This window comes from Micromonospora palomenae (assembly GCF_007829925.1).
GTDB lineage: Bacteria > Actinomycetota > Actinomycetes > Mycobacteriales > Micromonosporaceae > Micromonospora > Micromonospora purpureochromogenes.
The window spans coordinates 2,218,628-2,241,991 of the sequence record NZ_VIXA01000001.1; the positions used below are offsets into that span (position 1 = coordinate 2,218,628).

A 23,364-nucleotide genomic window follows, 5' to 3' on the forward strand; every position below is an offset into this window, starting at 1 on the left:
CCCCACCGCTCCCCCGCCCGGAAGGAATCCCCGTGATCCCAATCCGACGCCGCCACCTCGCGTTGCTGGCGGCGACCGCCCTGGCCCTCACCGGCGCCGGCGCCGGCGTGGCCCACGCCGAGGTCCCGCCGGACGCCCCCGAACAGCTCAGCAACGGCGACTTCAGCGCCGGTGTCTCCCCCTGGTTCTCCTACGGCACCGGCGCGCTGGACGCGGCCGACGGCCGGCTCTGCACCACCGTCGCCGGCGGGTCGGCCAACCCCTGGGACGCCGGCATCGGCCAGGACGGGGTACGGCTCAACGCCGGCGCGGAGTACCGACTGGGCTTCGACGTCTCCGCCACCCCCGGCGCCGCGATCAAGGCCGTCCTCCAGCTCGGCAGCGCCCCCTACACCACGTACGCGGCCGTGGACGCCACCGCCGGCCCCGAGAGCACCCGGGTCGAGCAGACCTTCACCGTGCCGGACGACAACCCCGCCGCGCAGCTGATCTTCCAGGTCGGCGGGTCCGCCGCCGAGCAGCGGATCTGCCTCGACAACGTCTCGCTGCGCGGCGGCGAGGCGGCCCCGCCCTACCAGCCGGACACCGGCCCCCGGGTGCGGGTCAACCAGGTCGGCTACCTGCCGGGCGGGCCGAAGAACGCCACCGTGGTGACCGAGGCGACCGACCCGCTGCGCTGGGAGCTGCGGTCCGCGGCCGGCGCGGTGGTGTCCAGCGGCGAGAGCACCCCGCGCGGGGTGGACGCCGCCTCCGGGCAGCACGTGCAGACCGTCGACTTCTCCGCGTACCGCACGCCGGGCACCGGCTACACGCTGGTCGCCGACGGCGAGACCAGCCACCCGTTCGACATCTCCGGCGGCCGCTACGACCGGCTGCGCGCCGACTCCCTCCAGTTCTTCTACGCCCAGCGCAGCGGCACCCCGATCGACGGCGACCTGATCGGCGCCGAGTACGCCCGCCCGGCCGGCCACCTCGGCGTCGCACCCAACCAGGGCGACACCGAGGTGCCCTGCCAGCCCGGCGTCTGCGACTACTCCCTCGACGTGCGCGGCGGCTGGTACGACGCCGGCGACCACGGCAAGTACGTGGTCAACGGCGGCATCGCCACCTACCAGCTGCTGAACACCTTCGAACGGACCAGGACGGCGGAGACCGCCGACGGCGGCGCGGCGCTGGGCGACGCGACCCTGCGGCTGCCCGAGCGCGGCAACGGGGTCCCCGACGTGCTCGACGAGGCCCGCTGGGAGCTGGAGTTCCTGCTGCGCATGCAGGTGCCGGCCGGCCGGCCGCTCGCCGGGATGGCCCACCACAAGATCCACGACCGGAACTGGACCGGGTTGCCGCTGGCCCCGCACGAGGACCCGCAGCCGCGCGAGCTGCACCCGCCGTCCACCGCGGCCACCCTCAACCTGGCCGCCGTCGCCGCCCAGTGCGCCCGCCTCTTCGCCCCCTACGACGCGGCCTTCGCCGCCCGCTGCGGCGCCGCCGCGAGGACCGCGTACGCGGCCGCCAAGGCGCACCCGGCGGTCTACGCCAGCGCGGCCGACGGCACCGGCGGTGGGGCGTACGACGACACCACCGTCACCGACGAGTTCTACTGGGCGGCGGTCGAGCTGTACCTGAGCAGCGGGACGAAGGCCTACCTGGACGACGTGACCGCCTCGCCGCACCACACCGGCGACGTCTTCGCCGCCGGCGGGGCCTTCGGCTGGCAGAGCGTGGCCGCCCTCGGTCGCCTCGACCTGGCCACCGTGCCGAACGGCCTGCCGGCCGTCGAGAAGGCCCGGATCCGCGCCTCGGTCACCGAGGCCGCCGACCGGTACCTGGCGGCGCTACGCGCCCAGGCGTACGGCCTGCCACTGCCCGCTGACGCCGGCAACTACGTGTGGGGCAGCAACAGCAACGTCGTCAACAATGCGATCGTGCTGGCCACCGCCTTCGACCTGACCCGCAACGCGACCTACCGGGACGGGGCCGTGCAGGCGACGGACTACCTGCTCGGCCGCAACGCGCTCAACATGTCGTACGTGACCGGCTGGGGCGAGCAGCACGCCCGCAACCAGCACAGCCGCATCTTCGCCCACCAGCTGGACCCGGACCTGCCGAACCCGCCGGCCGGTTCGCTGGCCGGTGGCCCGAACGCCGCCCTCCAGGACCCGTACGCCGCGCAGCTGCTCGCCGGCTGCAAGCCGATGTTCTGCTACGTCGACGACATCAACTCGTACGCGACCAACGAGGTGGCGATCAACTGGAACTCGGCGCTGGCCTGGCTCGCCTCGTTCCTCGCCGACCAGGGCGACGCCGGGGCGGTACCGGCGCAGAGCTGCGCCGCCGCGTACCGGGTGCACGGCGCCTGGCCGGACGGCTTCAACACCCAGGTGACGATCCGCAACACCGGCACGAGCGCGGTGAACGGCTGGACCGTGCGGTACGCCTTCACCGGTGACCAGAAGGTCGAGCAGGCCTGGACGGCCCAGGTCAGCCAGTCCGGCGCCACCGTGACGGCCCGGAACCTGGCGTACAACGGGAAGATCCCGCCCGGCGGCAGCGTCACCTTCGGCCTCCTCGGCAAGGCCGGCACCCTCGCCAACCCCTCCCCCAACCTGATCACCCTCAACGGCGCCGCCTGCACCCTGTCCTGACCCCACCCCGGCGCCCCGCGCGCCGGTCAAGATCCGCGCATGTGCACGGAAAGAGTGGCCTCCCGGCTCCGGAAGGCCACTCTTTCCGTGAAACTGCCACCAATCAGGGGCCGGGGTGCGGCGTCGGCCGACGGCGGTGGTTCGGTCCGCTAGCGCGTCGCCCGGCGCATCGCGACCCGGTCGGTCATGTCGAGGCCCAGCGCCGCCTCGGCCGCCAGCACCTCCGCCAGGCCGGGGCCGACCTGCGCCGGTGACAGTGCGACGAACCCGCAACGGGCGTAGTACGGCGCGTTCCACGGCACGCTGCGGAAGGTGGTCAACGTCAGCGCCGGCAGGCCCCGCTGCCCCGCCCAGCCGGCAATGTGATCGAGCAGCCGCCGGCCGACGCCCCGGCGGGCGTGGGTGGGGTGGACGCTGAGCTGCTGGACGTGGGCGCAGCCGTCGACCAGGTGCGCCACGGCGAAGGCGATCGGCTGGTCGTCCGGCCCGGCCGCCACCCAGACCCGACCGGCCCGCTGGCCCTCCTCGAGCACGTCCAGGTCGAGCGGCGGCGCGTCGGCGATGTCGACCATGCCGATCTCCCGGAACGGCGCGCCGGAGGCCACCTCGATCCGTTGCAGGTCGGCGAGTTCGTCCGTCCGGGCCGTTCTGATCCGCTCCACGGCCCAGACCCAACCACCCGTGGCGCCGTGCCGCCCACCGAATTTCGGGCCGCCCGGCCGGCCCGGACCGCCCGGCTCGGACCGGCAGCGGTCACGCCGCCCGGCCCGCGCCCGACCGGTGGCGGTCAGGCCGACCGAACCGGACCGCCGCGACCGTTTCCGGAACGGCGGGGGTCGGGGCGGCCCGGTGGGGCGTCCGCGCCCGCTGCGGAAGGAACGGACGCCCCGGGTGTACGGGTCGTACTCAGGCGGGCAGGCCGCCCACCTGGGTGTTGATCCAGGAGCGGATCGACGGCAGGTCGACGTAGATGGACGGGCCGGTGGCGCAGGTGGGGTTGTTGTTACCGGCCCGGCTGGTGGCGCCGATCAGGTTCCACACCCCGTTGATCCGCCGCACCTGCGGGCCGCCGGAGTCGCCGTAGCAGGCGCCGGAGTTGCCGTTCGTGTTGTTGGTGCAGATCTCGTACGTCGCGTTGATGCCGAGGCAGCGGCTGTCCGCGACGATGGAGGTGTCGAGCTCGTTGGCGACCGCGGGCGCGGAGCCGCAGCCCCGCTGCGGGCAGGTCTGCCCCCAGCCGATGATCCGGGTGGCCGTGCCGACGGCCCCGGAGGTGCCCGGGATCGGCGCCGGGGCGTAGCTGACCGAGCTGGCCAGCTGCAGCAGCTTGACGTCCACGGACGGGTGGCTCACCGCCCTGGTCACCCGGACCACGGTCCCGCCGGTGGTGCGGTTGACGCTGCCCACCCGCACCGACGACGGGGTCGAGCAGTGCCGGGCGGTGACCGCCCAGTTCGCCTTGATCAGCGTCCCGGTGCAGCCGGAGACGTAGACCATCCACGGGTAGTTCTCGCTGGCCGGGCGGCCACCGACCACGAACGGCCCGGGGTCCTCGCCGCCGGTCCAGGTGTAGCTGACCCCGGTGGTGGGCGCGGTGAGCGTGCCGCCGAACAGCGAGTTGACCCGGGACGCCTCGGCGGCGCTCGGGTATGCGTTCCTGCAGGACACCGGCGCGCTGCTGCCGGACATCAGGTCGGAGCAGAGCCCGGTACGCCGGTCGGGCAGGCCGAGGATGTGGCCGATCTCGTGGGTGGCGATCCGGGTCCGGTCGTACCCCTGGTTCACCGCCTGCCGGCCCATCCACACCCGGCCGGAGCCGAGGCCGGTCGGCTGCGCCCGGGGCCAGCCGTCGTCGACGTAGATGGTGACGTTGCCGGGCGTGCGCGGCGCGAGCCGCACGGTGCTCACCGAGCTGTTCCAGATCGTGGCGGCCTGGTCGAAGTTGGTGCGGAACTCGCCGGCCCGGCTGGCGTCGTAGTAGACGGTCCGGACGGCCGCCGAGGCCGCCGTCGTCTCGACCGCCACCAGGCAGAGCGCCGCCAGCACCATCGCGAGCAGGGCGCCCGCCGTACGCGGAAGATTGTGTCGTCGGAACATCCGACCTCCCATCGATAGATGTCCATTGATGCTAGATGTATCGATGGGTGTCTGTGGAATACCGGATTCGTCATATGCTGGCCGTGGCACGGCGGGCGGGCAGTCGAGGTGGGCGAAAGCTCCGGGTATCGCGCGATCCTGGTTGGCGGATCCGCGCCATGGCAGAAGACCGTCGTCACCAGCCCTTCACGCGGTCGCCGGCGTACCGCTAAACCCGTGACATGTCCTCACCCTCAGAGCCATCTCGCCGGCGCCGCGGTCGCTGGCAGCTGGTCGCGGCGGCCGCCATGGTCCCGGTACTGGCTGCCAGCGCCGTCGTCGCGCAAGCGCCCGGGCAGGCCGCGCCGTCCAGGCCCACCGTTGCACCCAAGCCTTCCGCGACCCACAAGGTCACGCTGGTCACCGGCGACGTCGTCACGGTCACCACGCTGGCCGACGGCCGGCAGATCGCCGACGTCGACCGGCCCGACGACGCCGTCGGCGGCGTACGCATGCAGGAGATCAAGGGCGACCTGTACGTCGTCCCCGACGAGGCGGCGGCGCTGCTGAGCGCCGACAAGCTGGACCGACGGCTGTTCAACGTCTCCGACCTGGTGGAGATGGGCTACGACGACGCGAAGGCCGGCGGCGTGCCGCTGATCGCGACCTACGCCGGGCCGACGGCCCGTGCGGCGGTCCAGCCGACCGCGCCCCGCGGCAGCAAGGTGGTCCGCAAACTGGCGGGCATCCACGGCGCCGCGCTCGCCGCCGACAAGAAGCAGGCCCGCACCTTCTGGTCCGCCGTCGCGCCGGCGGCCGGCCCGGCGCGCGGCGGCAAGCCGGAGCTGGGCACCGGCATGGCGAAGCTGTGGCTCGACGGCCGCGTCAAGGTCAACCTCAAGGAGAGCGTGCCGCTGGTCGGCGCGCCCGAAGCCTGGTCGGCGGGGTACGACGGCAAGGGCGTCAAGGTCGCGGTGCTCGACACCGGCGTCGACGTCGACCACCCCGACCTGAAGAACCAGATCGACGGCACCGCCAGTTTCGTGCCGGGTGAGGCGATCACCGACGTCAACGGGCACGGCACCCACGTGGCCAGCACGATCGTCGGCAGCGGCGCCGCCTCCGGCGGCGAGCTCAAGGGCGTCGCCCCCGGCGCCGACCTGATCGTCGGCAAGGTGCTCGGCGGCGAGGAAGGCTCCGGCCAGGACTCGTGGATCATCGCCGGCATGCAGTGGGCGGCCGAGTCCGGTGCCGACGTCGTCAACATGAGCCTGGGCGGCACCATCCCCTCCGACGGCAGCGACCCGATGTCGCAGACGGTCGACGCGCTGTCAGCGCAGTACGGGACGCTGTTCGTCATCGCCGCCGGCAACGCCGGCCCGGAGACGATCTCCACCCCGGCGGCGGCCGCATCGGCCCTGACCGTCGGCGCGACGGACAAGCAGGACGGTCTGGCGGGGTTCTCCAGCACCGGCCCGCTGGCCTGGTCCGGTGGCATGAAGCCGGACATCTCGGCGCCCGGCGTGGACATCACCGCGGCGCGCTCGCAGGCGATGACCGACGGCGGGGACGGCCCGTACCGCACCATCAGCGGCACCTCGATGGCCACCCCGCACGTCGCCGGCGCGGCGGCGATCCTGGCCCAGCAACACCCGGGGTGGACCGGCGCTCAGCTCAAGGAGCACCTGATGAGCAGCGCGAAGGGCCTGGCCGAGTGGTACTCGCCGTACGAGGTCGGCACCGGCCGGCTCGACGTCGCCGCCGCCACGCGCACCACGGTGACCGCCACCGGCTCGCTGTTCTTCGGCAACTACGACTGGCCCCACGAACCGACCGACGTCGCCGTCACCAAGGACCTCGTCCTCACCAACCACGGCGCCACCGACGTCACGCTGAACCTGGCGCTGACCAGCACCGGAGGCCAGTTCACCCTCGGTGGGTCCACGGTGACGGTGCCGGCCGGCGGCAAGGCGACGGTGCCGGTGACCGGTGACCCGCGGGCCGCCGACTTCGGCCGGTTCACCGGCTACGTGGTCGGCACCGACGCGGCCACCGGCCGAGCCGTGACCCGCACCTCGGTCGCCCTGGTCAAGGAGGAGGAGCGCTACGACCTGAAGATCAAGCTGGTCGGGCGGGACGGCGAGCCCGCCGCCGGCTGGGTCGGGATCAGCAAGGCCGGCGACTCCTGGCCGTGGGCGATCCACGTCGACGGCGAGACGACCATGCGCATGCCGGTCGGCACGTACCTGGTCGCGGCCAACCTCGACGTGGCCGGCGAGCGGGCGGACCGGTCCGGCCTGGCGGTGCTGGTCGATCCGGAGACCGTGCTCCAGCGCGACACCGAGGTCGTCCTGGACGCGAGCGAGGCTCGCCTGCTGCAGACCGACGCGCCGCAACGCACCGAGGACCGGCAGCGCAAGGTCGACTTCAGCGTGGTGGACGGCTTCGGTCTGACGTTCCGCAACGCCTACCTGGTCCCACCGAACTACGACGACCTGTACGTCTCGCCCACCGAGCCGATGACGCAGGGCCAGTTCACGCTGACCACCCGCTGGCGCAAGGGTGAGCCCATGCTCGGGCTCAGCGCACCGGATGGCAAGCCGGCATTCGAGACCCTGGTGCAGCGGGGCAGCACGCTGGCGGACGCCAGGGACACCGTGGGGTCGGCCTATGCGGGCACGGGTGCCGCCGACGACTACCGGAAGGTCGACGCGAAGGGCAAGGTCGTCGTCGTCAGACGCAGCGACGCGGTCACGCCGGAGGAACGCACCGCCGCCGCTGTCGCGGCCGGCGCCAAGGCGCTCATCGTCGTCAACGACGGCGTCGGCGGCCTGACGGAGTACGTCGGCCAGTCGCCGATCCCCGTCGCCACCGTGCACCGCGACGCGGGCAAGGCCCTCATCGCGCTGGCCCGGCTCGGCCGCAAGCTGACCGTCACCCAGTCCGAGTACAGCGACTTCGTCTACGACCTGACCCGGGACTACCCGGGGCGGGTGCCGGACCGGCCGCTGGTCTACCGGCCCAGCCAGCACGACCTCGCCCGGATCGACGCCCGCTACTACGGCGTGCGCGACGGTGAGGGCTCCGGCTACCGCTACGACATGACGCTGATCCCGACGCTCGGCGAGCACGAGCGCGAGTGGCACCCGGGCACCAGGACCGAGTGGGTCAGCCCGGACCAGGTCTGGGCCGAGTCGCACGCCCAGAACATCCACGGCGCCCTGCCGTGGGAGGTGGTGTCGGGCGTCAACACCTTCCCGGCCGGCGCCACCACCCGGCTGGACTGGTTCGCCCCGGCGGTGCGCCCGGCGTTCAGCGACGCCTTCTCGGTGACCAACGAGCGCTGGCAGAACTTCATGACCTGGAACGTGCAGCCGTGGAGCTCGTCCAGCGAGGTCCAACGCCTGGGCGGCTACCTGCCGTGGGGTGAGACCCCGACCCATCTGCGGGTCTTCCAGGGCGACACGCTGATCCACGACAACCCGTTCAGCACGGACATGCAGTGGATGGAGGTGCCCGCGGGCGACCTTCCCTACCGCGCCGTCCTCGACGCGGAACGCCCCGGCGACGTGTTCCGGCTGTCGACCCGCACCCACACCGAGTGGACGTTCCGCTCCGACACGGTCGACGCGGACTTCTTCCGGCCGTTCTCCGTGCTGCAGCTGGACTACCGGCTGGCGACCGACCTGCGCGGCGACGTCCAGGCGAACGCCGTCCACCAGATCGCCGTGCGGCCGCGATCCTCGGACGCCGGCACCATCCCGGGCAAGATCACCAGCGTCACGCTGGACGTCTCGTCGGACGACGGCGCCACCTGGCGGTCGGTGACCCTCACCAGGAACGCCGACGGCTGGTGGAACGGCACCTTCCGCGCGCCCGCCAAGGCGAACGGGTTCCTCTCGGTGCGCGCCGGCGCCGCGACGGACAGCGGGTACGGCATCGAACAAGAGATCATCCGGGCCTACGGCCTGCGATGAGCCAGCTCAGCGGGCCCTGGGGCGACCACGTCCCAGGGCCCGTCCCGCCGGGCACCGGCTCGTGCCGACCTACCGAAGTCAGCAGCCATGGCGCATACTCTCCCCGCTACCGCATACGGCGAGAGGGACGGGTACCGATGCTGGCCGCGCTCGGGCTGGAGCCCGCCGAGGAGGCCGTCTACCGCGCCCTGCTCAACCGACCCAGCGCCACGGCGCTGCGGATCGCCGAGCTCCTCGACCTGGCGCAGCCGGACGCCGCCAGGGCGCTGGCCCGGCTGGAGGACGTCGGCCTGGTCAACCGCGACCCGACCGGCGCGTACCGGGCGACGCCACCTGCCGTCGGGCTCGGCGCGCTGATCACCGAGCGGCGGGACTCGCTCCGGATGGCCGAGCACGCGCTCGTCACCCTCGCCGAGGAGCACCGGGCGGCGGTGGCCGGACGCACGATCGGCGAGCTGATCGAGGTGGTGACCGGGGTCGACGCCATCCGGCACCGCTTCCTCCAGCTGCAACAGGCCGCCCGCACCGAGCTGCGTCTGTTCATCACCGCGCCGTTCATCGCCGTGCCGCCCGGCGAGAACACGGCCGAGACGGCGGCCGTCGAGCGCGGGATCCGCTTCCGCGCCGTGCTCGAGCGTGCGGTGCTGGAGCAGCCCGGTCACGTCGAGGAGACCGTCGACTCGCTGGGCCGCGGCGTCGAGCTGCGCGTGGTCGACGAGTTGCCGATGAAACTGGCCATCGCCGACGCCGACCTGGCGTTGGTGCCGCTCGCCGTGGCGCCCGGTGGTGAGCCGGGAGCGGTGCTGCTGCACCGCAGCGGACTGCTGACCGCGATGGAGGCGTTGTTCGACGCGGTATGGCAGCGCGCCCATCCGCTGGAGCTGTCCACCGTCGGGGCCGGCCCGGCGCAGCTCGCGGAGCTGGCCACCGACGAACCCACCGACCTCGACCGGAAGATCATCGCGCTGCTGCTCGCCGGGCTCACCGACCAGGCGGTCGCGACGCAGCTCGACCTGTCGCTGCGTACGCTGCAACGACGGCTGCGCCACCTGATGGACACGGCGGGTGTCCGCACTCGGATGCAACTGAGCTGGTACGCCGTCCAGAACGGGTGGGTGGGCCACGCCTGACCGCCCGCCAACCGGGAGTTCTCCCGGCGGACAGACATCGCCAGGCCCCGATTGCGGCAAAGGTGTGACCGGCGTCGCCCGCCGCGGGTCCCCGCAGGCGGCGGCCGGTCCATACGGTCGAGCCGATGACCGTTCCCGGGCGCTGGTCGCCACTGCCGCCGCCCGGCCGGCTGCGCACCCTGGCCCTGGCCACGCTCGCCAACACCGTTGGCTCGGGGCTCTGGCTGGCCGGCGCGCCCCTCTACCTGAGCCGGGACGTCGGGCTGAGTGCCGCCTCGGTCGGGCTGGGGCTCACCCTCGCCGGGCTGCTGGGGCTGACCGCCGCCGTCCCGCTCGGCGGCCTGGCCGACCGCCGCGACCCGCGTACGCTGCGCGCGCTGCTGCAACTGCTGCAGGCCGCGGTCGCCGGGGCGTACCTGCTGGTGGCGTCCTTCCCCGCGTTCCTGGTGGTGGCGGTGCTGGACGCGCTGCTCACCGCCGGCAACCTGGCGGTCCGCGCCGCCCTGGTCGCCGCCGTCGGCGGACCCGAGGGGCGGGTGCAGGCGTTCGCCACCCTGCGCGCGGTGGCGAACCTCGGCATCGCGCTCGGCGCCGGCCTGGCCGGGTTCGCCCTGGCGGCCGACACGCACCTGGCGTACCAGGTGCTGGTGGTCGGCAACGCGACCACCTATCTGGTGTCGGCGGCGCTGCTGATGCGCCTGCCCGGCTACCCGCCCCCGGCGGCCCCGGCGCGGCCGGCCACGTCGGGTCGGGCGCGGGCGCTGCGGGACCTGCCGTTCCTGGCCGTCAGCGGAGCGTCGGCAGTGCTGGCACTGCACGCCACGGTGCTCACCCTGGTCGTGCCGCTGTGGACGGTGAGCCGGACCGGTGCCCCGCCGGCCGTGGTGTCGGCGGTGCTGCTGGTCAACACGTCGCTCACGGTGCTGCTGGCCGTGCGCCTCGCCCGGGGCTCGGACACCGCCGCCCCGGCCGCCGCCGCGATGCGCCGGGCCGGCCTGGTGCTGGCGGTGGCGATGCTGCTGTACGCGGCCACCACCGGCATGCCGGCCGGGCCGGCGACCGGCCTGCTGCTGCTCGCCACCGCCGTCTACACCGTCGGCGACCTGTGGCACAGCACCGCCGGCGCGGGGCTCGCCTACGGTCTGGCCGCGCCGAAGTCGATCGGGGCGTACCAGGGGGTGGACGGGTTGCTCGCCGGCCTCACCCGGGCCGTCGGACCGGCGCTGCTGACCTGGGCGGTCCTCGACGGCGGGGTCGCCGGGTGGTGCGCGCTGGCCCTGCTCTTCGCGCTCGTCGGGCTGCTCGTCCCGACCCTGACCCGGCGGGCTCTCGCCCTCGGTGCGGGGCAGGCGGCGAACGATCTGCCCGCACCGGCGCCCCGTGCTGGCGCTCGACGGAGAGCCGCCGGCCGCCCCTGATCCGGGGACCGGACCGGTCAGCCGATCTCCTCGTCGACGAAGCACCAGCGCCAGGTCTCCCCCGGCTGGATCGAGCGCATCACCGGGTGCCGGCTGGACTCGTAGTGCTTCGTCGCGTGCTGGTACGGCGAGGAGTCGCAGCAGCCGACGTGCCCGCAGCTCAGGCAGGCGCGCAGGTGCACCCAGTAGTCGTTGCCGATCGCGACGCAGTCCGGGCAGACGTCCTCGGCCTGCGGCTCGGGGTTCCCCGCCTCGGTCAGGTGCTGGCAACTCATTCGTCAACCTCCCGGGTCAGCAACGACTCCTCCAGGTCCAGGTCACGGTACGCCCGCACCAGCACCTCCTCCGGTATCCGGCCGGAGTCACGCGCGGCCCGGTACACCTCCCGCTCGGCGTCGATCATCTCCTGCCGGAGCCGGCCGTACGCCTGGGAGGGGGTCTCCCGGCCGCCACCGCCGAGCTGTTCCCAGGCCAGGTTGGTCCGTGCCTCCAGCAGCTCGCGCAACCGCTCCACCACCGACGACGGCGCGCCGGGCGCCAGCTCGTACAGCCGGTCCCGGGCGGCCTTGCTGGCCTGCTGCTGCACCGCCGCGGCGGAGAGCGCGTCCTGCACCGGGTCGTCCGGCGGCAGCTTGAGCCGGCGGGCCACCATCGGCAGGGTGGCGCCCTGCCCCACCAGGGTCACCACGATCACCGCGAAGGCCAGCCAGATGAAGAGTTCCCGCTGGTACGACCGGCCGCCGGCCAGGGTCAGCGGCAGGGCCAGCGCGGCGGCCAGGGTCACCACCCCGCGCATCCCGGCCCAGCCCAGGACGATCGGTACCTGCGGCGGCGGGGCCGGGTCCCGGCGCCGCAGCCGGGGCCCCAGCCGGGCCAGGTAGGTGGCGGGGAAGAGCCAGACGAACCGGGACAGGAAGACGGCGAGCAGCACCGCCCCGGTGACGCCGGCCAGCCAGCCGAGCGGCTCGTCGAGGTCGCGCACCACGTCGCGCAACTGGAGGCCGACCAGCAGGAAGACCAGCCCCTCCAGCAGGAACCGGGCCAGCCGCCAGAACGCGCCGATCTGGAGCCGGGAGGCCGCCGACATCAGCCGCGGCATCTTGTGGCCGATGCCGAGCCCGGTCACCACGACGGCGACCACGCCGGAGGCGTGGATCTCCTCGGCGGCGAGGACCACCGCGAACGGCACGATCAGCGACAGGGCGTTGTCCAGCAGCGCGTCGGAGGTCCGCTGGTGCAGGTAGCCGAAGACCACCACGCCGAGCAGGCCCACCAGGACGCCGCCGCCGGCGGAGCGCAGCACCTCCCAGGCCACCTCCCCGAACTCCACCCGGCCACCGCTGGCCGTCGCGGCGATGATCGAGACGCGGAGCAGCACCAGCGCCGTCGCGTCGTTGATCAGGCTCTCGCCCTCCAGGATGGTGACGATCCGGCGGGGCAGCCCGACCCGCCGGGCCACCGCGGTGGCGGCGATCGCGTCGGGCGGCGCCACCACCGCGCCGAGCGCCAGGCAGATCGCGTACGGCAGATCCGGCAGGAGCAGGTGCACGACGGTGCCCACCACGAACGCGGTGAACAGCACCAGCCCCACCGCGAGCAGCAGGATCGGCCGCAGGTTGGTTCGGAACGCCGGCACCGACGTCTCCAGGGCCGCGACGTAGAGCAGCGGCGGCAGGATGCCGACCAGGACCAGGTCCGGGTCGAGCCGCACCTGCGGGAAGCCGGGCAGGAAGGACAGGGCGAGACCGAGGATCACCAGCAGGATGGGCGCGAGCACGCCCAGCCGCCGGGCCAGCGCAGCGCCGAACGTCGCGATCGCGAGGATGACCACGACGTCGAACAGAGCCTCCATGGGTACGAGCCTAGGGGGCGCGGGGGCGGGACGAGATCAGGCCGTGGTCCGCAGCTTCGGCAGCACCTGCGCGCCGAACGTGTCGATGAAGGCGCGCTGCTCCTGCCCGACGTGGTGCAGGGCGATCTGGTCGAAGCCGAGTTCGACGTACTCCTCCAGCCAGCCGACGTGCCGGCCGGTGTCGGCCGAGATGTTGACGACCTCGGCGACCTTCTCCATCGGCACCTGCTCGGAGACCGCGTCGAAGTGCTCGGCGGTGTCCAGGTCCCAGCAGATCGGCGGGGCGAAGACGTTGCTGCGCCACTGGTCGTACGCGATCGCCTCGGCCTCGGCCTGCTCGGGCGCCCAGCTGACGTGCACCTGCAGGTGCAGCGGGCCGCGTCCGCCGGCGTCCCGGTAGGCGTCGATCATCTGCCGCAGGTGTGCGGTGGGGGCGTTGACGGTGATCAGGCCGTCCGCCCACTCGGCGCACCAGCGGGCGGTGGCGACGCTGACCGCCGCGCCGATCAGGGCCGGCGGCTGCTCCGGGCGGGTCCAGAGCCGGGCCCGGTCGACCCGGACCAGGCCGTCGTGGCTGACCTCCTCGCCGGCGAGCAGCGCCCGGATGACGTCGACGCACTCCCGCAGCCGGGCGGCGCGCACGTCCTTGCGCGGCCAGCCGTCGCCGGTGATGTGCTCGTTGCTCGCCTCGCCGGTGCCCAGCGCGGCCCAGAACCGGCCCGGGTACATCGCGCCGAGGGTGCCGATCGCCTGCGCGATGATCGCCGGGTGGTAGCGCTGGCCGGGCGCGTTGACCACGCCGAACGGCAGGCCGGTGGCCTGGAGAGCGGCACCCAGCCAGGACCACGCGAAGCCGGACTGGCCCTGCCGGGCGCTCCACGGCGAGAAGTGGTCCGAGGACATGGCGGCGTCGAAGCCGGCCCGCTCGGCGTGGATCACCGCCTCCAGCAGCCGGCTCGGGTGGATCTGCTCGTGGGAGGCATGGAAGCCGAACACCGTCATGGGCTCATCCCTACCCATGACGGTGTCCGGCCAAAAGCGGGGCTACTCGGCGTGCGCGCCGGCACCGGCCGATGCCGCGCCCTCGCCCACCCAGACGGTCTTGGTGTTGCAGAACTCCCGCATGCCGAGCGCGGACAGCTCCCGGCCGTAGCCGGAGTTCTTCACGCCGCCGAACGGCAGCTCCGGGTACGAGGTGGTCATCCCGTTGATGAACACGCTGCCGGCGTCCAGGTCGACGGCGAAGCGCTCCTGCTCCTGCGGGTCGGTGGTCCAGGCGTTCGAGCCGAGGCCGAAGGCGGTGCCGTTGGCGACCTCGATCGCCTCGGCGTAGGACGACACCCGGAACAGGCCGGCGACGGGCCCGAAGACCTCCTCCGACCACATCCGCATCTGCGGGTTCAGGTCGGTGACCACGGTCGGCGGGTAGAACCAGCCGGCGCCGGCGGGCTTCTCGCCGCCGCAGAGCACGGTGGCGCCGTGGTCGACCGCGTCCTGCACCTGGGCGTGGATCTCGTCCCGGCCGCCCTCGCTGGCCAGCGGCCCCACGTCGGTGTTCTCGTCCATCGGGTCGCCCACCCGCAGCGCGGACATGTTGGCCGCGAACTTCTCGGCGAAGGCGTCGAAGACGTCGGTGTGCACGATGAACCGCTTGGCGGCGATGCAGGACTGGCCGTTGTTCTGGCAGCGGGCGGTGGTGGCGACCTCGGCGGCGCGGTCCAGGTCGGCCGACGGCATCACCACGAACGGGTCGCTGCCACCGAGTTCCAGCACCGTCTTCTTCAGCTCCCGCCCGGCGATCTGGCCGATCGAACGGCCCGCCCCCTCGCTGCCGGTCAGCGTGGCGGCGCGGACCCGCGGGTCGCTGAGGATCCGGTCCACGGCCTCCGAGCCGACCAGCAGGGTGGTGAACGCGCCCTCGGGGAAGCCGGCCCGGCGGAACAGCTCCTCCAGGTAGAGGGCGGTCTGCGGCACGTTCGAGGCGTGCTTGAGCAGGCCGGTGTTGCCGGCCATCAGCGCCGGCGCGGCGAACCGCATCACCTGCCAGAGCGGAAAGTTCCACGGCATCACCGCGAGCACCGGCCCGATCGGCTGGTACCGCACGAAGGCCCGCCTGGCCTTGACCGCGCCGGCGTCGGCCGGCTCGTCGGCGAGCATCCGCTCGGCGTTGGCGGCGTAGAACCGGCAGGCGGTGGCGCACTTGGTCACCTCGGCCTGCGCCGCGACGTACGTCTTGCCCATCTCGGTGGTCATCAGCCGGGCGGTGGCGTCCCGTTCCGCGTCGAGCAGGTCGGCCGCGGCGTTCATCCACTGCGCCCGCTGGGCGAGCGTGGTGGCCTGCAGATCCCGGAACGCCACGTCGGCCCGGTCGATCGCGGCGTCGATCTGCTCGGCCGACATCGGCTCGTACGACTTGAGCAGCTGGCCGGTGGCGGGATTGGTGGTGGCGATGGGCATCTCGTACTCCTGTCACTCGAAGAGTGAGTGCCGCACGCCCGGCTCCTCACGGCGGCGCGCGGCGCGGCGGCGCTGGATGACGACCAGGTCGACCACGGCGACCACGGCGAAGATCGCGCACACCACCCCCAGCCAGACCACGTCGGCCCAGAACGCCAGCACCGCGAAGACGGTCATGGTGACCAGGCCGAACAGGGCCAGCGCGAGCCGGAGGTTCAACGCGCTGTACGCGTGGCCGACCGTGCCACGGGCACGCCGGGGCTGCGATCTCGTCATTCCTCCGGCCTACCCCCGCAGGACGGGCCCTAACCGCCCGCCCCAGCCGCCGCACCGACCGCCACCGTCCCACCCGCCGCCCGCTGGCGAACCGCACCCCCGAGCCCGGTTTGCGGCGTGTCGGGCCATCCCGTCCTGACGTCACCCCCACCCGCCGCAAACCGGGGGCCGGGCCGACCGGGCTCAGGGGTCCGGGGTGGCTCGGAAGGGCGGGGCGGTGATGCCGGCCACGGAGCGGGTATGCCGCGGATGCGGCCGGCGGTGGGTTGCGTTACACCGACGCGCCACGACCGGGCCGACACCGGCGCAGGCGGGAAGGATGAGGGCATGACCATGACCCACGCGGTGCCGGTGACCGTCGCCATCGCCCGGCGCGCCGACCCCGCGCGCGCCCACGAAATGGTCGCCTGGATGCGGGCCGGCAGCGCGCTGGCCGAGAGCTTCCCGGGTTTCCTCGGCGTGGGCTGGGTGCAGAGCGCCCCCGGCTCGCCGGAGTGGCACATGCTCTACCGGTTCGCCGACCACGAGACGCTGCGCCGCTGGGAGGAGTCCCCGCAGCGGAACTGGTGGCTCACCTCCGCGCAGGGCATCGTCGAGCACACCCGGATCGAGCGGCGCACCGGGATCGAGGGCTGGTTCGACCCGCCGGTCGACCACGTGGTCGAGACCCTGGCGCCGGCCGTCGGCGAACCGGCCGCGCCGGTGTCCCCGCCGCGCTGGAAGCAGGCGGTGACGATCTGGCTGGCGTTCTTCCCGCTGAGCCTGGCCGCCACTCTGCTCACCGCCCGGTTCATCGGCGGGGTGCCGCTGGCCGCGCGGACGCTGCTCATGACGCTCTGCCTGACGCCGCTGATGACGTACCTGGTGCTGCCCCGGATCACCCGGGCGCTGCACTGGTGGCTGCACGGGCAGCGGCCGCCGTGGCGGGCATCCCGCTGACCCGACCTATCAAATTCATGTTTCTAAATATTTACTCTGCCTGAAAGTCGACACGAACGGCCTCAACCGGCCGATCGCCCCCGTAGAGTTACCGCGCTGTCGCTCTGCGCCGCCGGACCGGGGGAAGACAATGCCTCGACGCTGGGTCGCCGCCGTCGCCTGCCTGCTGGCGCTGGCCGCCCTCGCGTGCGAGGAGGGTGACAGCGCCTCGCCCCGGCCGACCCGGGAGTCGGGCCAGTCCGGCCTGCCCACCACCATGGCCGCGCTCGGCGACTCGATCACCTCCGGCTTCGGCTCCTGCCTGGTGCTCACCTCCTGCCAGCGCAACTCCTGGTCCACAGGGGACGGCATCCGGGTGGAGAGCCACTACCGCCGACTGCTCGAGGCCAACCCGGACATCCGCGGCCGGGCTCACAACCATGCCGTGCCCGGGGCGCGCGCCGAGGCGCTGGCCGGGCAGGCGCAGGCGGCCGTCCGCGACAGAGCCGACTACGTGACCGTGCTGATCGGCGCCAACGACGCCTGCCGCGACGACATCGACACGATGACGCCGGTGGCGACGTTCCGCACCCAGGTCGACCGGGGCCTGCGGGTGCTACGCAAGGGACGACCGAAGGCCCGCGTGCTGGTGGTGAGCATCCCCGACCTGTACCGGCTCTGGGAGGTCGGGCACACCGACTCGCGGGCCACCCGGATCTGGCGGGCCGGCATCTGCCCCTCACTGCTGGCGAACCCGACCTCCACCGCCCCGGCCGACCGGGCCCGCCGGGCCAGGTTCCGCGACCGCATCGACGACTACAACGCCCAACTGAAGGCGGCCTGCCGGGCGTACGGGACACGCTGCCGGCACGACGGCGGGGCGGTGCACCGGGTGCGCTTCACCCTGGACGAGGTGAACGGGCTCGACTGGTTCCACCCGAACGTGGCCGGGCAGAACCGGCTCGCCGACGTCAGCTTCGCCACCGCCGGCTGGCGACTCTGACGAGCATTCCGAGCGGGTCACCGGGACGCTCGGCAGAGCCTGAGGTGGAACGGTCGGCCGCCGACCCCGGGCGGCGTGGACCGCTGGTGCCCACCGGGCACGCGAAACGGCGGTGCCCCGGAGACCGGGACACCGCCGTGCTGCCGTGCGGGTCAGGAACGGCGGGGCTGCGGCACGCCGCCCTGACCGGTCCGGTAGAGCGCGCGGGCGCGCTCGGCGAGGTCCTTGGTGGCCGACGAGTTGGCCCAGGTGCCGAGGACGATGGCGGCGCCCGGCACGACCTTGGCGAACATCCGCTTCGCCGCGCGGACCCCGGCCATCTGGGCCAGCCGCACGCCGAGGCGGAGCATCACCTTGCCGAGCGGGTTCTGCGCGCCGTGGCCGAACAGCGCCCCGGCGCGTTCCCGCCCCGCCGCCACGCCCAAGGCCAGCCGGGCGCTCTCGGCGACCTTGTGCACCTTCTGCAGCACCAGCAGGTCGGTGGCCCGGTCCGGGTGCACCGGGTCCACCCCGTACGCGGCGGCGATGTGCAGCACCAGCCGGGCCTGGGTCCAGGCCAGCACGCCCACGTCGATCACCGCGCCGGGGAGCCCGGCCGCGCCGGAGACCGCCCCGGAGAGGCGGGCCCGGTTGACGAACTTGCGGACCGCCTGCTCGGCGAGGTCGTCGGCGGACACGTCGGGGCGCTCGGCACGGGCCCGAGCCGCCCACTCGGCGGCCTCCGGCCCCAGCCGGCGCACCGCCTCCAGGGCGAGGTGCTCCGGCGCGTACTGCGGGTCCTCCCGCATCCGGTCCCAGAGCCGGGCGGGCGGCGCCTCGGGGGCGTCCGGCTCCCCCGCCCGGGTGGCCGGCGGGGTGACCGCCGCCGCCGGGCTGGCCGGCGGCGGGGTGGGGGTGGTGGGTTCGTCGTCGACGGGGGCGGAGTCGGTCACGGGGGCTCCCGGTGTCGAGGGCGAGCGGGGGACGATCAGCGGCGGCGGCTGGAGAACCGGTTCGCCACCTGCCTGAGCTTGGCCTGGTTCTCCGGCTTGGCCAACTCACGCCGGCCCCGGTCGACCAGCTGTTGCCCGCGCGGCGAGCGCAGGAACGCCCTGATCCGTTGCACCAGTGACATGTCGTCCTCCGTTCGGTGGTCGTGCATCATGTGTACCCCGAACGGACAACCGGCAACCGACAACCGGCGCCGATCAGGCCAGGATGGCCTCGACCACCTCGGTCGCCCGCCACTCGTGCTGGGCGTAGGCCCACGGGAACGCCGAGACCTGCACGGCCTGGGCCGCGTCGGTCAGCGCGAGGTTCTGCCAGCCGGGGATCTCCAGCAGCGCGGAGAGGAACGCCTGGGTGGCGTACTCGGGGTCCATCAGGTCGCGGACCTCGCCCCAGCCGCTGCTGGGCCGCTGCTGGAACAGCCCGACCGAGTCGTGGTCCCAGCCGATGGCCTGGTGGGGGTAGTTCTGGGACTCGGGCAGCACGCCGCTGGCGTAGTTGTAGAGGTTGCTCTCCTGCATCGCGGTGGCCACGGCGATGATCAGGGCCTGTCGGGGCACGCCCATCTTCCGGCCGGCCTTGACGATGGCCTTGGCGTTGTCCATCTGGGCCTGGTCCAGGCCGGCGACGGGGGCGATCCGCTTCGGCTTCGGCTTGGGCTTCGGCTTGGCCTTCTTCGTCGCGGTCGGCGACGGCGAGGCGGTCGGGGTGGCGGCGGGGGTCGGGGTCGCGGTGACCGGGGGACGCGCCTGGCCGCGGGAGGCGGCGCCCTCCTGCGCCCGCTCGGTGAGCGCCGGCTGGGCGGCGACCGGATCGAGCCGGTCGGCCGGCAGGGCCTGCACGCCGGCGAAGGCCGCCACGCCGAGGCAGCAGACCACGCCGGAGGCGAGCGCCACCCGCGACGGGCGGCGGGTCAGGGGGTTAACGAGGGCGCCGAGGCGGGTACGGAGCGAGGGAGCGGCCTCGGTGCCACGGAGAACGCCGACCTGAACGGACGAGGGGGTATCGTCCGAACGGCCAGTCGGGCCCTCGTGGGCGTACTGGTCGTCGATGGTGTCGTCGTCACGCATCCGACGACGTTAGGCAGGCGTTTCACGGGTCACCCACCGTGAGCGAGTGGCCCTCGCCACAATCCGACGGGTCGAACCGGGACGCGTCGGTGGTGCCCCGTGGCCGTGGGGCGTAACCCCGCAGAACCGGCATCTCGGGAATACCCCCCGGCGGCGGGAGTCCCGGAACGACAGGTTCGACACCGCCGCCCCGGCCCGCATGATCGACCGCGTCCCCCGTTCGTATGAGCGATTGGCAGACCAACGGACAACCGCGCCTCGGATGATCGACGAAATGCGCACTTCGTCCGTCTTTGCTCGCCAGGATCGCCGCGAGCCGCCCGTTGCTGGAATGGATACCGCGGGCGGGTACGTTCGGCGAACCGGGAGCCGTGCGCGCACGGCGGCCCGTACGCGCGTTTCCACAGGAGGTTCGACCGGTGCTCGACCCACACGAGCTCTACCAGCTCACCGACGATCTGCCCGACCTCGGGCAGCCGGTGCTGATCCAGGCCCTGACCGGCTTCGTCGACGCCGGCAGCGCGAGCCGCCTGGCCCGTGAGCAGCTGCTCACCTCACTGGAATCGCGTCAGATCGCCACCTTCGACGTCGACCAGCTCTTCGACTACCGCTCCCGCCGCCCGGTGATGACCTTCGTCGAGGACCACTGGGAGCACTACGACGCGCCGGAGCTGGCGCTGCACCTGCTGCACGACGACGACGAGACCCCCTTCCTGCTGCTCACCGGCCCGGAGCCGGACCTGCAGTGGGAGCGGTTCGTCGCCGCCGTCGCCGCCCTGGCCACCCGACTCGGCGTCCGACTCACCGCCGGGCTGAACTCCATCCCGATGGCCGTGCCGCACACCCGCCCCACCGGGGTGACCGCGCACGCCACCCGGCGCGAGCTGATCTCCGGCTACGAGCCCTGGCTCCAGCGGGTGCAGGTCCCGGGCAGCGTCGGCCACCTGCTGGAGTACCGGCTCGGCGAGGCGGGCCGGGACGCGATCGGCTTCGCCGCGCACGTGCCGCACTACGTCGCCCAGACCGAGTACCCGGCCGCCGCCGAGGTGCTACTCTCCTCGGTCTCCCGCAGCACCGGGCTGCTGCTGCCCAGCGACAGCCTGCGCACGGCCGCCGAGGTGGTGCGGGTCGAGATCGACCGGCAGGTCGCGCAGACCGACGAGGCCGCCGCGCTGGTCCAGGCCCTGGAGGAGCAGTACGACGCGTTCGCCCGTGGGCGCGGCGAGAAGAATTTGCTGGCCGCCGAGGCCGGGCCGCTGCCCACCGCCGACGAGCTCGGCGCCGAGCTGGAGCGGTTCCTGGCCGAGCAGACCCGACCCGGCGACACCCCGAACGGCTGAACCGGCCGACCGCTGAACAACCGGCGGTCGGCGCCGTCACCACGGCGCCGACCGCCCGTGCGGCTTCAAGTGGATCAGGCGCCGCGCCGACGCGGCCGGGCGTTGAGTCCGGATACGGCGGACCGCCCGCCCGCCGACCGCCGGCTCCAGAACCGATCACGCGGTGCGCCGACCCGGCTGGCCCGGACGGGCACTGAGCCCGGATACGGCAAGCCGCCTCGCCCGGCCGGCTCCGAGCCGATCATGCGACGCGCCGACCCCGCTGGCCCGGCGCGCGGGGGCCGGATACGGCAGGCTGAAGGCATGCGTCTGGCGACCTGGAACGTGAACTCGGTGAAGGCCCGCCTGCCCCGGCTGCTCGACTGGCTGGCCACGACCGGCCCGGACGTGGTCTGCCTGCAGGAGACCAAGTGCCCCGACGGCGCCTTCCCCAGCCCCGAGGTGGGCGAGCTGGGCTACGAGGTGGCCAGCCACAGCGACGGCCGGTGGAACGGGGTGGCGATCCTGTCCCGGGTCGGGCTGGCCGACGTGGCGGTCGGGTTCCCCGGCGAGCCCGGGTTCCCCGAGCCGGAGGCCCGAGCCATCTCGGCCAACTGCGACGGGGTCCGGGTCTGGTCGGTGTACGTGCCGAACGGCCGCTCCCCCGACGACCCGCACTACGCGTACAAGCTGGCCTGGTTCGCCGCGCTGCGGGACGCGCTGGAGCCGGAGCTGGCCGGCGGGTCGCCGGTGGCGGTCTGCGGCGACTTCAACGTCGCCCCCACCGACGCCGACGTCTGGGACCCGGCGCTCTTCGTCGCCTCCACCCACGTCACCCCGGCCGAGCGGGCCGCCCTGGCGGCGCTGCGCGACCTCGGGTTGGTCGACGTGGTGCCGACCCCGATGAAGGGCCCGCACCCCTACACGTACTGGGACTACCGGGCCGGGATGTTCCACCAGAACAAGGGCATGCGGATCGACCTCGTCTACGCCTCCGCGCCGTTCGCCCGGGCGGTCCGCTCCGCGTACGTCGACCGCGAGGCCCGCAAGGGCAAGGGCCCCTCCGACCACGCCCCGATCGTGGTCGACGCCGAGCTGGTGCCGGCCGTCGAGTCGTTCTGAGCCCTGCCTCGACGCGGTCAGTCGGCGGGCTCGGCCGTCGTCGGGCGTGGGCGGGACGTCCGGCCGGCTGGTCGGCCGCTGGTTAGGGTGGAGCCATGGCAGTCGTGAAGATCAACGCGATCGACGTCCCGTCCGGCGCCGGGGAGGAGCTGGAGAAGCGGTTCGCCGCCCGGGCCGGCGCGGTGGAGAACTCCCCCGGCTTCCTCGGCTTCGAGCTGCTGCGCCCGGTCGCCGGGGAGAGCCGCTACTTCGTCTACACCCGGTGGGAGAGCGAGGAGGCGTACCAGGCGTGGGCGGCCGGCCCGGCCCGGGCCGCGCACGCCGGCGGCGAGGGCGGCGAGCAGCGGCGACCGGTGGCCTCCGGCGCCACGCTGCTGGAGTTCGAGGTCGTCCAGCAGGTCGCCGGCAAGGGCTGAGCGCCCGGCCGGTCAGGGCTGCCGGGTCTCGGCCAGCGAGGCGAAGGCGATGACGTTGTCCTCGTAGCCGGTCCGGCCGCCGACCCAGGCGCCGCCGCAGGTGATCAGCCGCAGCGCCGGCGGCCCGTCGTCGCCGTAGACCCGGTCGGCCGGCAGGTGGGACTTGTCGAAGTACTCGACCGAGTCGACGGTGAACACCGCGACCTTGCGGTCCTCGCGGGTCACCTCGATCCGGTCGCCGGGCTTGAGCTTGCGCAGGTCGTAGAAGACGGCCGGGCCGCTCTTCGAGTCGACGTGCCCGACGATGATGGCCCGGCCCGGCTCACCCGGGGTCGGGCCGCGGTCGTACCAGCCGGTCTCGTGGTGCCGGTCCAGCGGCGGCACGGCGATCGACCCGTCCTTCGCCTTGCCCACCGGAGCCACCGGGGCGGTCACCTGGATGGCCGGCACCGCGAGGCTCACCGGCCGGCTGGCCGGCAACCCGCCGCCCCGCCCGGCGGCGGGCCGCTCCTGCGCGTCCGCCGGGCGCTGCTGGCCGGCCGCCCAGTCCAGCGGACCGACGGTACGCCCGAGACCCGCGCCGGTGGCGAAGACGCCGAGCAGCACCAGGGCCGCCGCGAGCGGCACCGACCAGGGGCTGCGTGCCGAGGTGCGGTCGCCGCGGGCGGCCGGTGTCGAGACGGGTTGCGAGGCCATCGCGC

General features: G+C 73.7%; 20 protein-coding genes. 9 read left to right on the top strand and 11 right to left on the bottom strand.

Annotated elements, in window-relative coordinates; translation table 11 throughout:
- Nucleotides 1–32: 32 nt before the first annotated feature.
- The gene (locus FHX75_RS10070; protein ID WP_425463474.1) at nt 33–2,642 is read left to right on the top strand and encodes a glycoside hydrolase family 9 protein; all 2,610 of its coding nucleotides are present in this window, start codon (nt 33–35) and stop codon (nt 2,640–2,642) included.
- A 149-nt stretch (nt 2,643–2,791) separates the two neighbouring features.
- On the opposite strand, the gene FHX75_RS10075 is transcribed toward FHX75_RS10070, so the two are convergent.
- Nucleotides 2,792–3,304, bottom strand: coding sequence for a GNAT family N-acetyltransferase (locus FHX75_RS10075; RefSeq protein WP_246157819.1), 513 nt, complete (start codon nt 3,302–3,304; stop codon nt 2,792–2,794).
- A gap of 244 nt (nt 3,305–3,548) precedes the next feature.
- Entirely contained in the window at nt 3,549–4,751 is a 1,203-nt protein-coding gene (locus FHX75_RS10080) for a snapalysin family zinc-dependent metalloprotease (protein WP_425463475.1), read from the bottom strand.
- Between the two features lie 209 nt (nt 4,752–4,960).
- Between FHX75_RS10080 and FHX75_RS10085 the strand changes: the two genes are divergently transcribed.
- From FHX75_RS10085 to FHX75_RS10095, 3 genes are all read left to right on the top strand, one after another.
- Nucleotides 4,961–8,695 carry a S8 family peptidase gene (locus FHX75_RS10085; RefSeq protein WP_211364373.1) on the top strand — a complete coding sequence of 1,245 codons (3,735 nt, stop codon included), beginning with the start codon at nt 4,961–4,963 and terminating at the stop codon, nt 8,693–8,695.
- A gap of 137 nt (nt 8,696–8,832) precedes the next feature.
- The gene (locus FHX75_RS10090) at nt 8,833–9,825 is read left to right on the top strand and encodes a helix-turn-helix domain-containing protein (protein ID WP_154938346.1); all 993 of its coding nucleotides are present in this window, start codon (nt 8,833–8,835) and stop codon (nt 9,823–9,825) included.
- A gap of 125 nt (nt 9,826–9,950) precedes the next feature.
- Nucleotides 9,951–11,243, top strand: a complete 1,293-nt coding sequence (locus FHX75_RS10095; RefSeq protein WP_154938348.1) for an MFS transporter — start codon at nt 9,951–9,953, stop codon at nt 11,241–11,243.
- A gap of 17 nt (nt 11,244–11,260) precedes the next feature.
- On the opposite strand, the gene FHX75_RS10100 is transcribed toward FHX75_RS10095, so the two are convergent.
- The 5 genes from FHX75_RS10100 to FHX75_RS10120 are packed head-to-tail and all read right to left on the bottom strand — an operon-like array spanning nt 11,261 to nt 15,828.
- The gene (locus FHX75_RS10100) at nt 11,261–11,518 is read right to left on the bottom strand and encodes a UBP-type zinc finger domain-containing protein (RefSeq protein ID WP_154938350.1); all 258 of its coding nucleotides are present in this window, start codon (nt 11,516–11,518) and stop codon (nt 11,261–11,263) included.
- Complete coding sequence (locus FHX75_RS10105; protein ID WP_154938352.1) at nt 11,515–13,095, bottom strand: Na+/H+ antiporter; 1,581 nt, start codon at nt 13,093–13,095, stop codon at nt 11,515–11,517. The genes FHX75_RS10100 and FHX75_RS10105 overlap by 4 nt, the downstream gene beginning before the upstream one ends.
- A 36-nt stretch (nt 13,096–13,131) precedes the next feature.
- Entirely contained in the window at nt 13,132–14,097 is a 966-nt protein-coding gene (locus FHX75_RS10110) for a TIGR03885 family FMN-dependent LLM class oxidoreductase (protein ID WP_154938354.1), read from the bottom strand.
- Between the two features lie 42 nt (nt 14,098–14,139).
- On the bottom strand, nt 14,140–15,552 hold the full coding sequence (locus tag FHX75_RS10115) for an NADP-dependent succinic semialdehyde dehydrogenase (protein WP_154938356.1): 1,413 nt from the start codon (nt 15,550–15,552) through the stop codon (nt 14,140–14,142).
- 12 nt (nt 15,553–15,564) lie between these two features.
- Entirely contained in the window at nt 15,565–15,828 is a 264-nt protein-coding gene (locus tag FHX75_RS10120; RefSeq protein ID WP_154938358.1) for a DUF6343 family protein, read from the bottom strand.
- 327 nt (nt 15,829–16,155) lie between these two features.
- Between FHX75_RS10120 and FHX75_RS10125 the strand changes: the two genes are divergently transcribed.
- Both FHX75_RS10125 and FHX75_RS10130 read left to right on the top strand, forming a co-directional pair.
- Nucleotides 16,156–16,767 (top strand): antibiotic biosynthesis monooxygenase, encoded by a 612-nt coding sequence (locus FHX75_RS10125; RefSeq protein ID WP_154938360.1) that lies wholly within the window; start codon nt 16,156–16,158, stop codon nt 16,765–16,767.
- Nucleotides 16,768–16,897: 130 nt separating this feature from the next.
- Nucleotides 16,898–17,749, top strand: a complete 852-nt coding sequence (locus FHX75_RS10130; protein WP_154938362.1) for a GDSL-type esterase/lipase family protein — start codon at nt 16,898–16,900, stop codon at nt 17,747–17,749.
- 152 nt (nt 17,750–17,901) lie between these two features.
- On the opposite strand, the gene FHX75_RS10135 is transcribed toward FHX75_RS10130, so the two are convergent.
- The 3 genes from FHX75_RS10135 to FHX75_RS10140 form a co-directional block, all read right to left on the bottom strand.
- A complete protein-coding gene (locus tag FHX75_RS10135) occupies nt 17,902–18,681 on the bottom strand; it encodes an EcsC family protein (RefSeq protein ID WP_170285325.1) in 780 nt (259 codons plus the stop codon).
- Between the two features lie 35 nt (nt 18,682–18,716).
- On the bottom strand, nt 18,717–18,863 hold the full coding sequence (locus FHX75_RS30675) for a hypothetical protein (RefSeq protein ID WP_170285326.1): 147 nt from the start codon (nt 18,861–18,863) through the stop codon (nt 18,717–18,719).
- 73 nt (nt 18,864–18,936) lie between these two features.
- A complete protein-coding gene (locus tag FHX75_RS10140) occupies nt 18,937–19,806 on the bottom strand; it encodes a peptidase M23 (protein WP_154938365.1) in 870 nt (289 codons plus the stop codon).
- A 419-nt stretch (nt 19,807–20,225) separates the two neighbouring features.
- On the opposite strand from FHX75_RS10140, the gene FHX75_RS10145 reads away from it, so the two are divergent.
- The 3 genes from FHX75_RS10145 (at nt 20,226) to FHX75_RS10155 (ending at nt 22,663) form a co-directional block, all read left to right on the top strand.
- Nucleotides 20,226–21,146 carry a proteasome assembly chaperone family protein gene (locus FHX75_RS10145; protein ID WP_154938367.1) on the top strand — a complete coding sequence of 307 codons (921 nt, stop codon included), beginning with the start codon at nt 20,226–20,228 and terminating at the stop codon, nt 21,144–21,146.
- 303 nt (nt 21,147–21,449) lie between these two features.
- A complete protein-coding gene (locus FHX75_RS10150; protein WP_154938369.1) occupies nt 21,450–22,247 on the top strand; it encodes an exodeoxyribonuclease III in 798 nt (265 codons plus the stop codon).
- A 95-nt stretch (nt 22,248–22,342) separates the two neighbouring features.
- On the top strand, nt 22,343–22,663 hold the full coding sequence (locus tag FHX75_RS10155; RefSeq protein WP_154938371.1) for an antibiotic biosynthesis monooxygenase family protein: 321 nt from the start codon (nt 22,343–22,345) through the stop codon (nt 22,661–22,663).
- 12 nt (nt 22,664–22,675) lie between these two features.
- Here the strand turns inward: FHX75_RS10155 and FHX75_RS10160 are convergent, their stop codons facing one another.
- Nucleotides 22,676–23,359, bottom strand: a complete 684-nt coding sequence (locus tag FHX75_RS10160; RefSeq protein WP_154938373.1) for a class F sortase — start codon at nt 23,357–23,359, stop codon at nt 22,676–22,678.
- Nucleotides 23,360–23,364 lie beyond the last annotated feature (5 nt).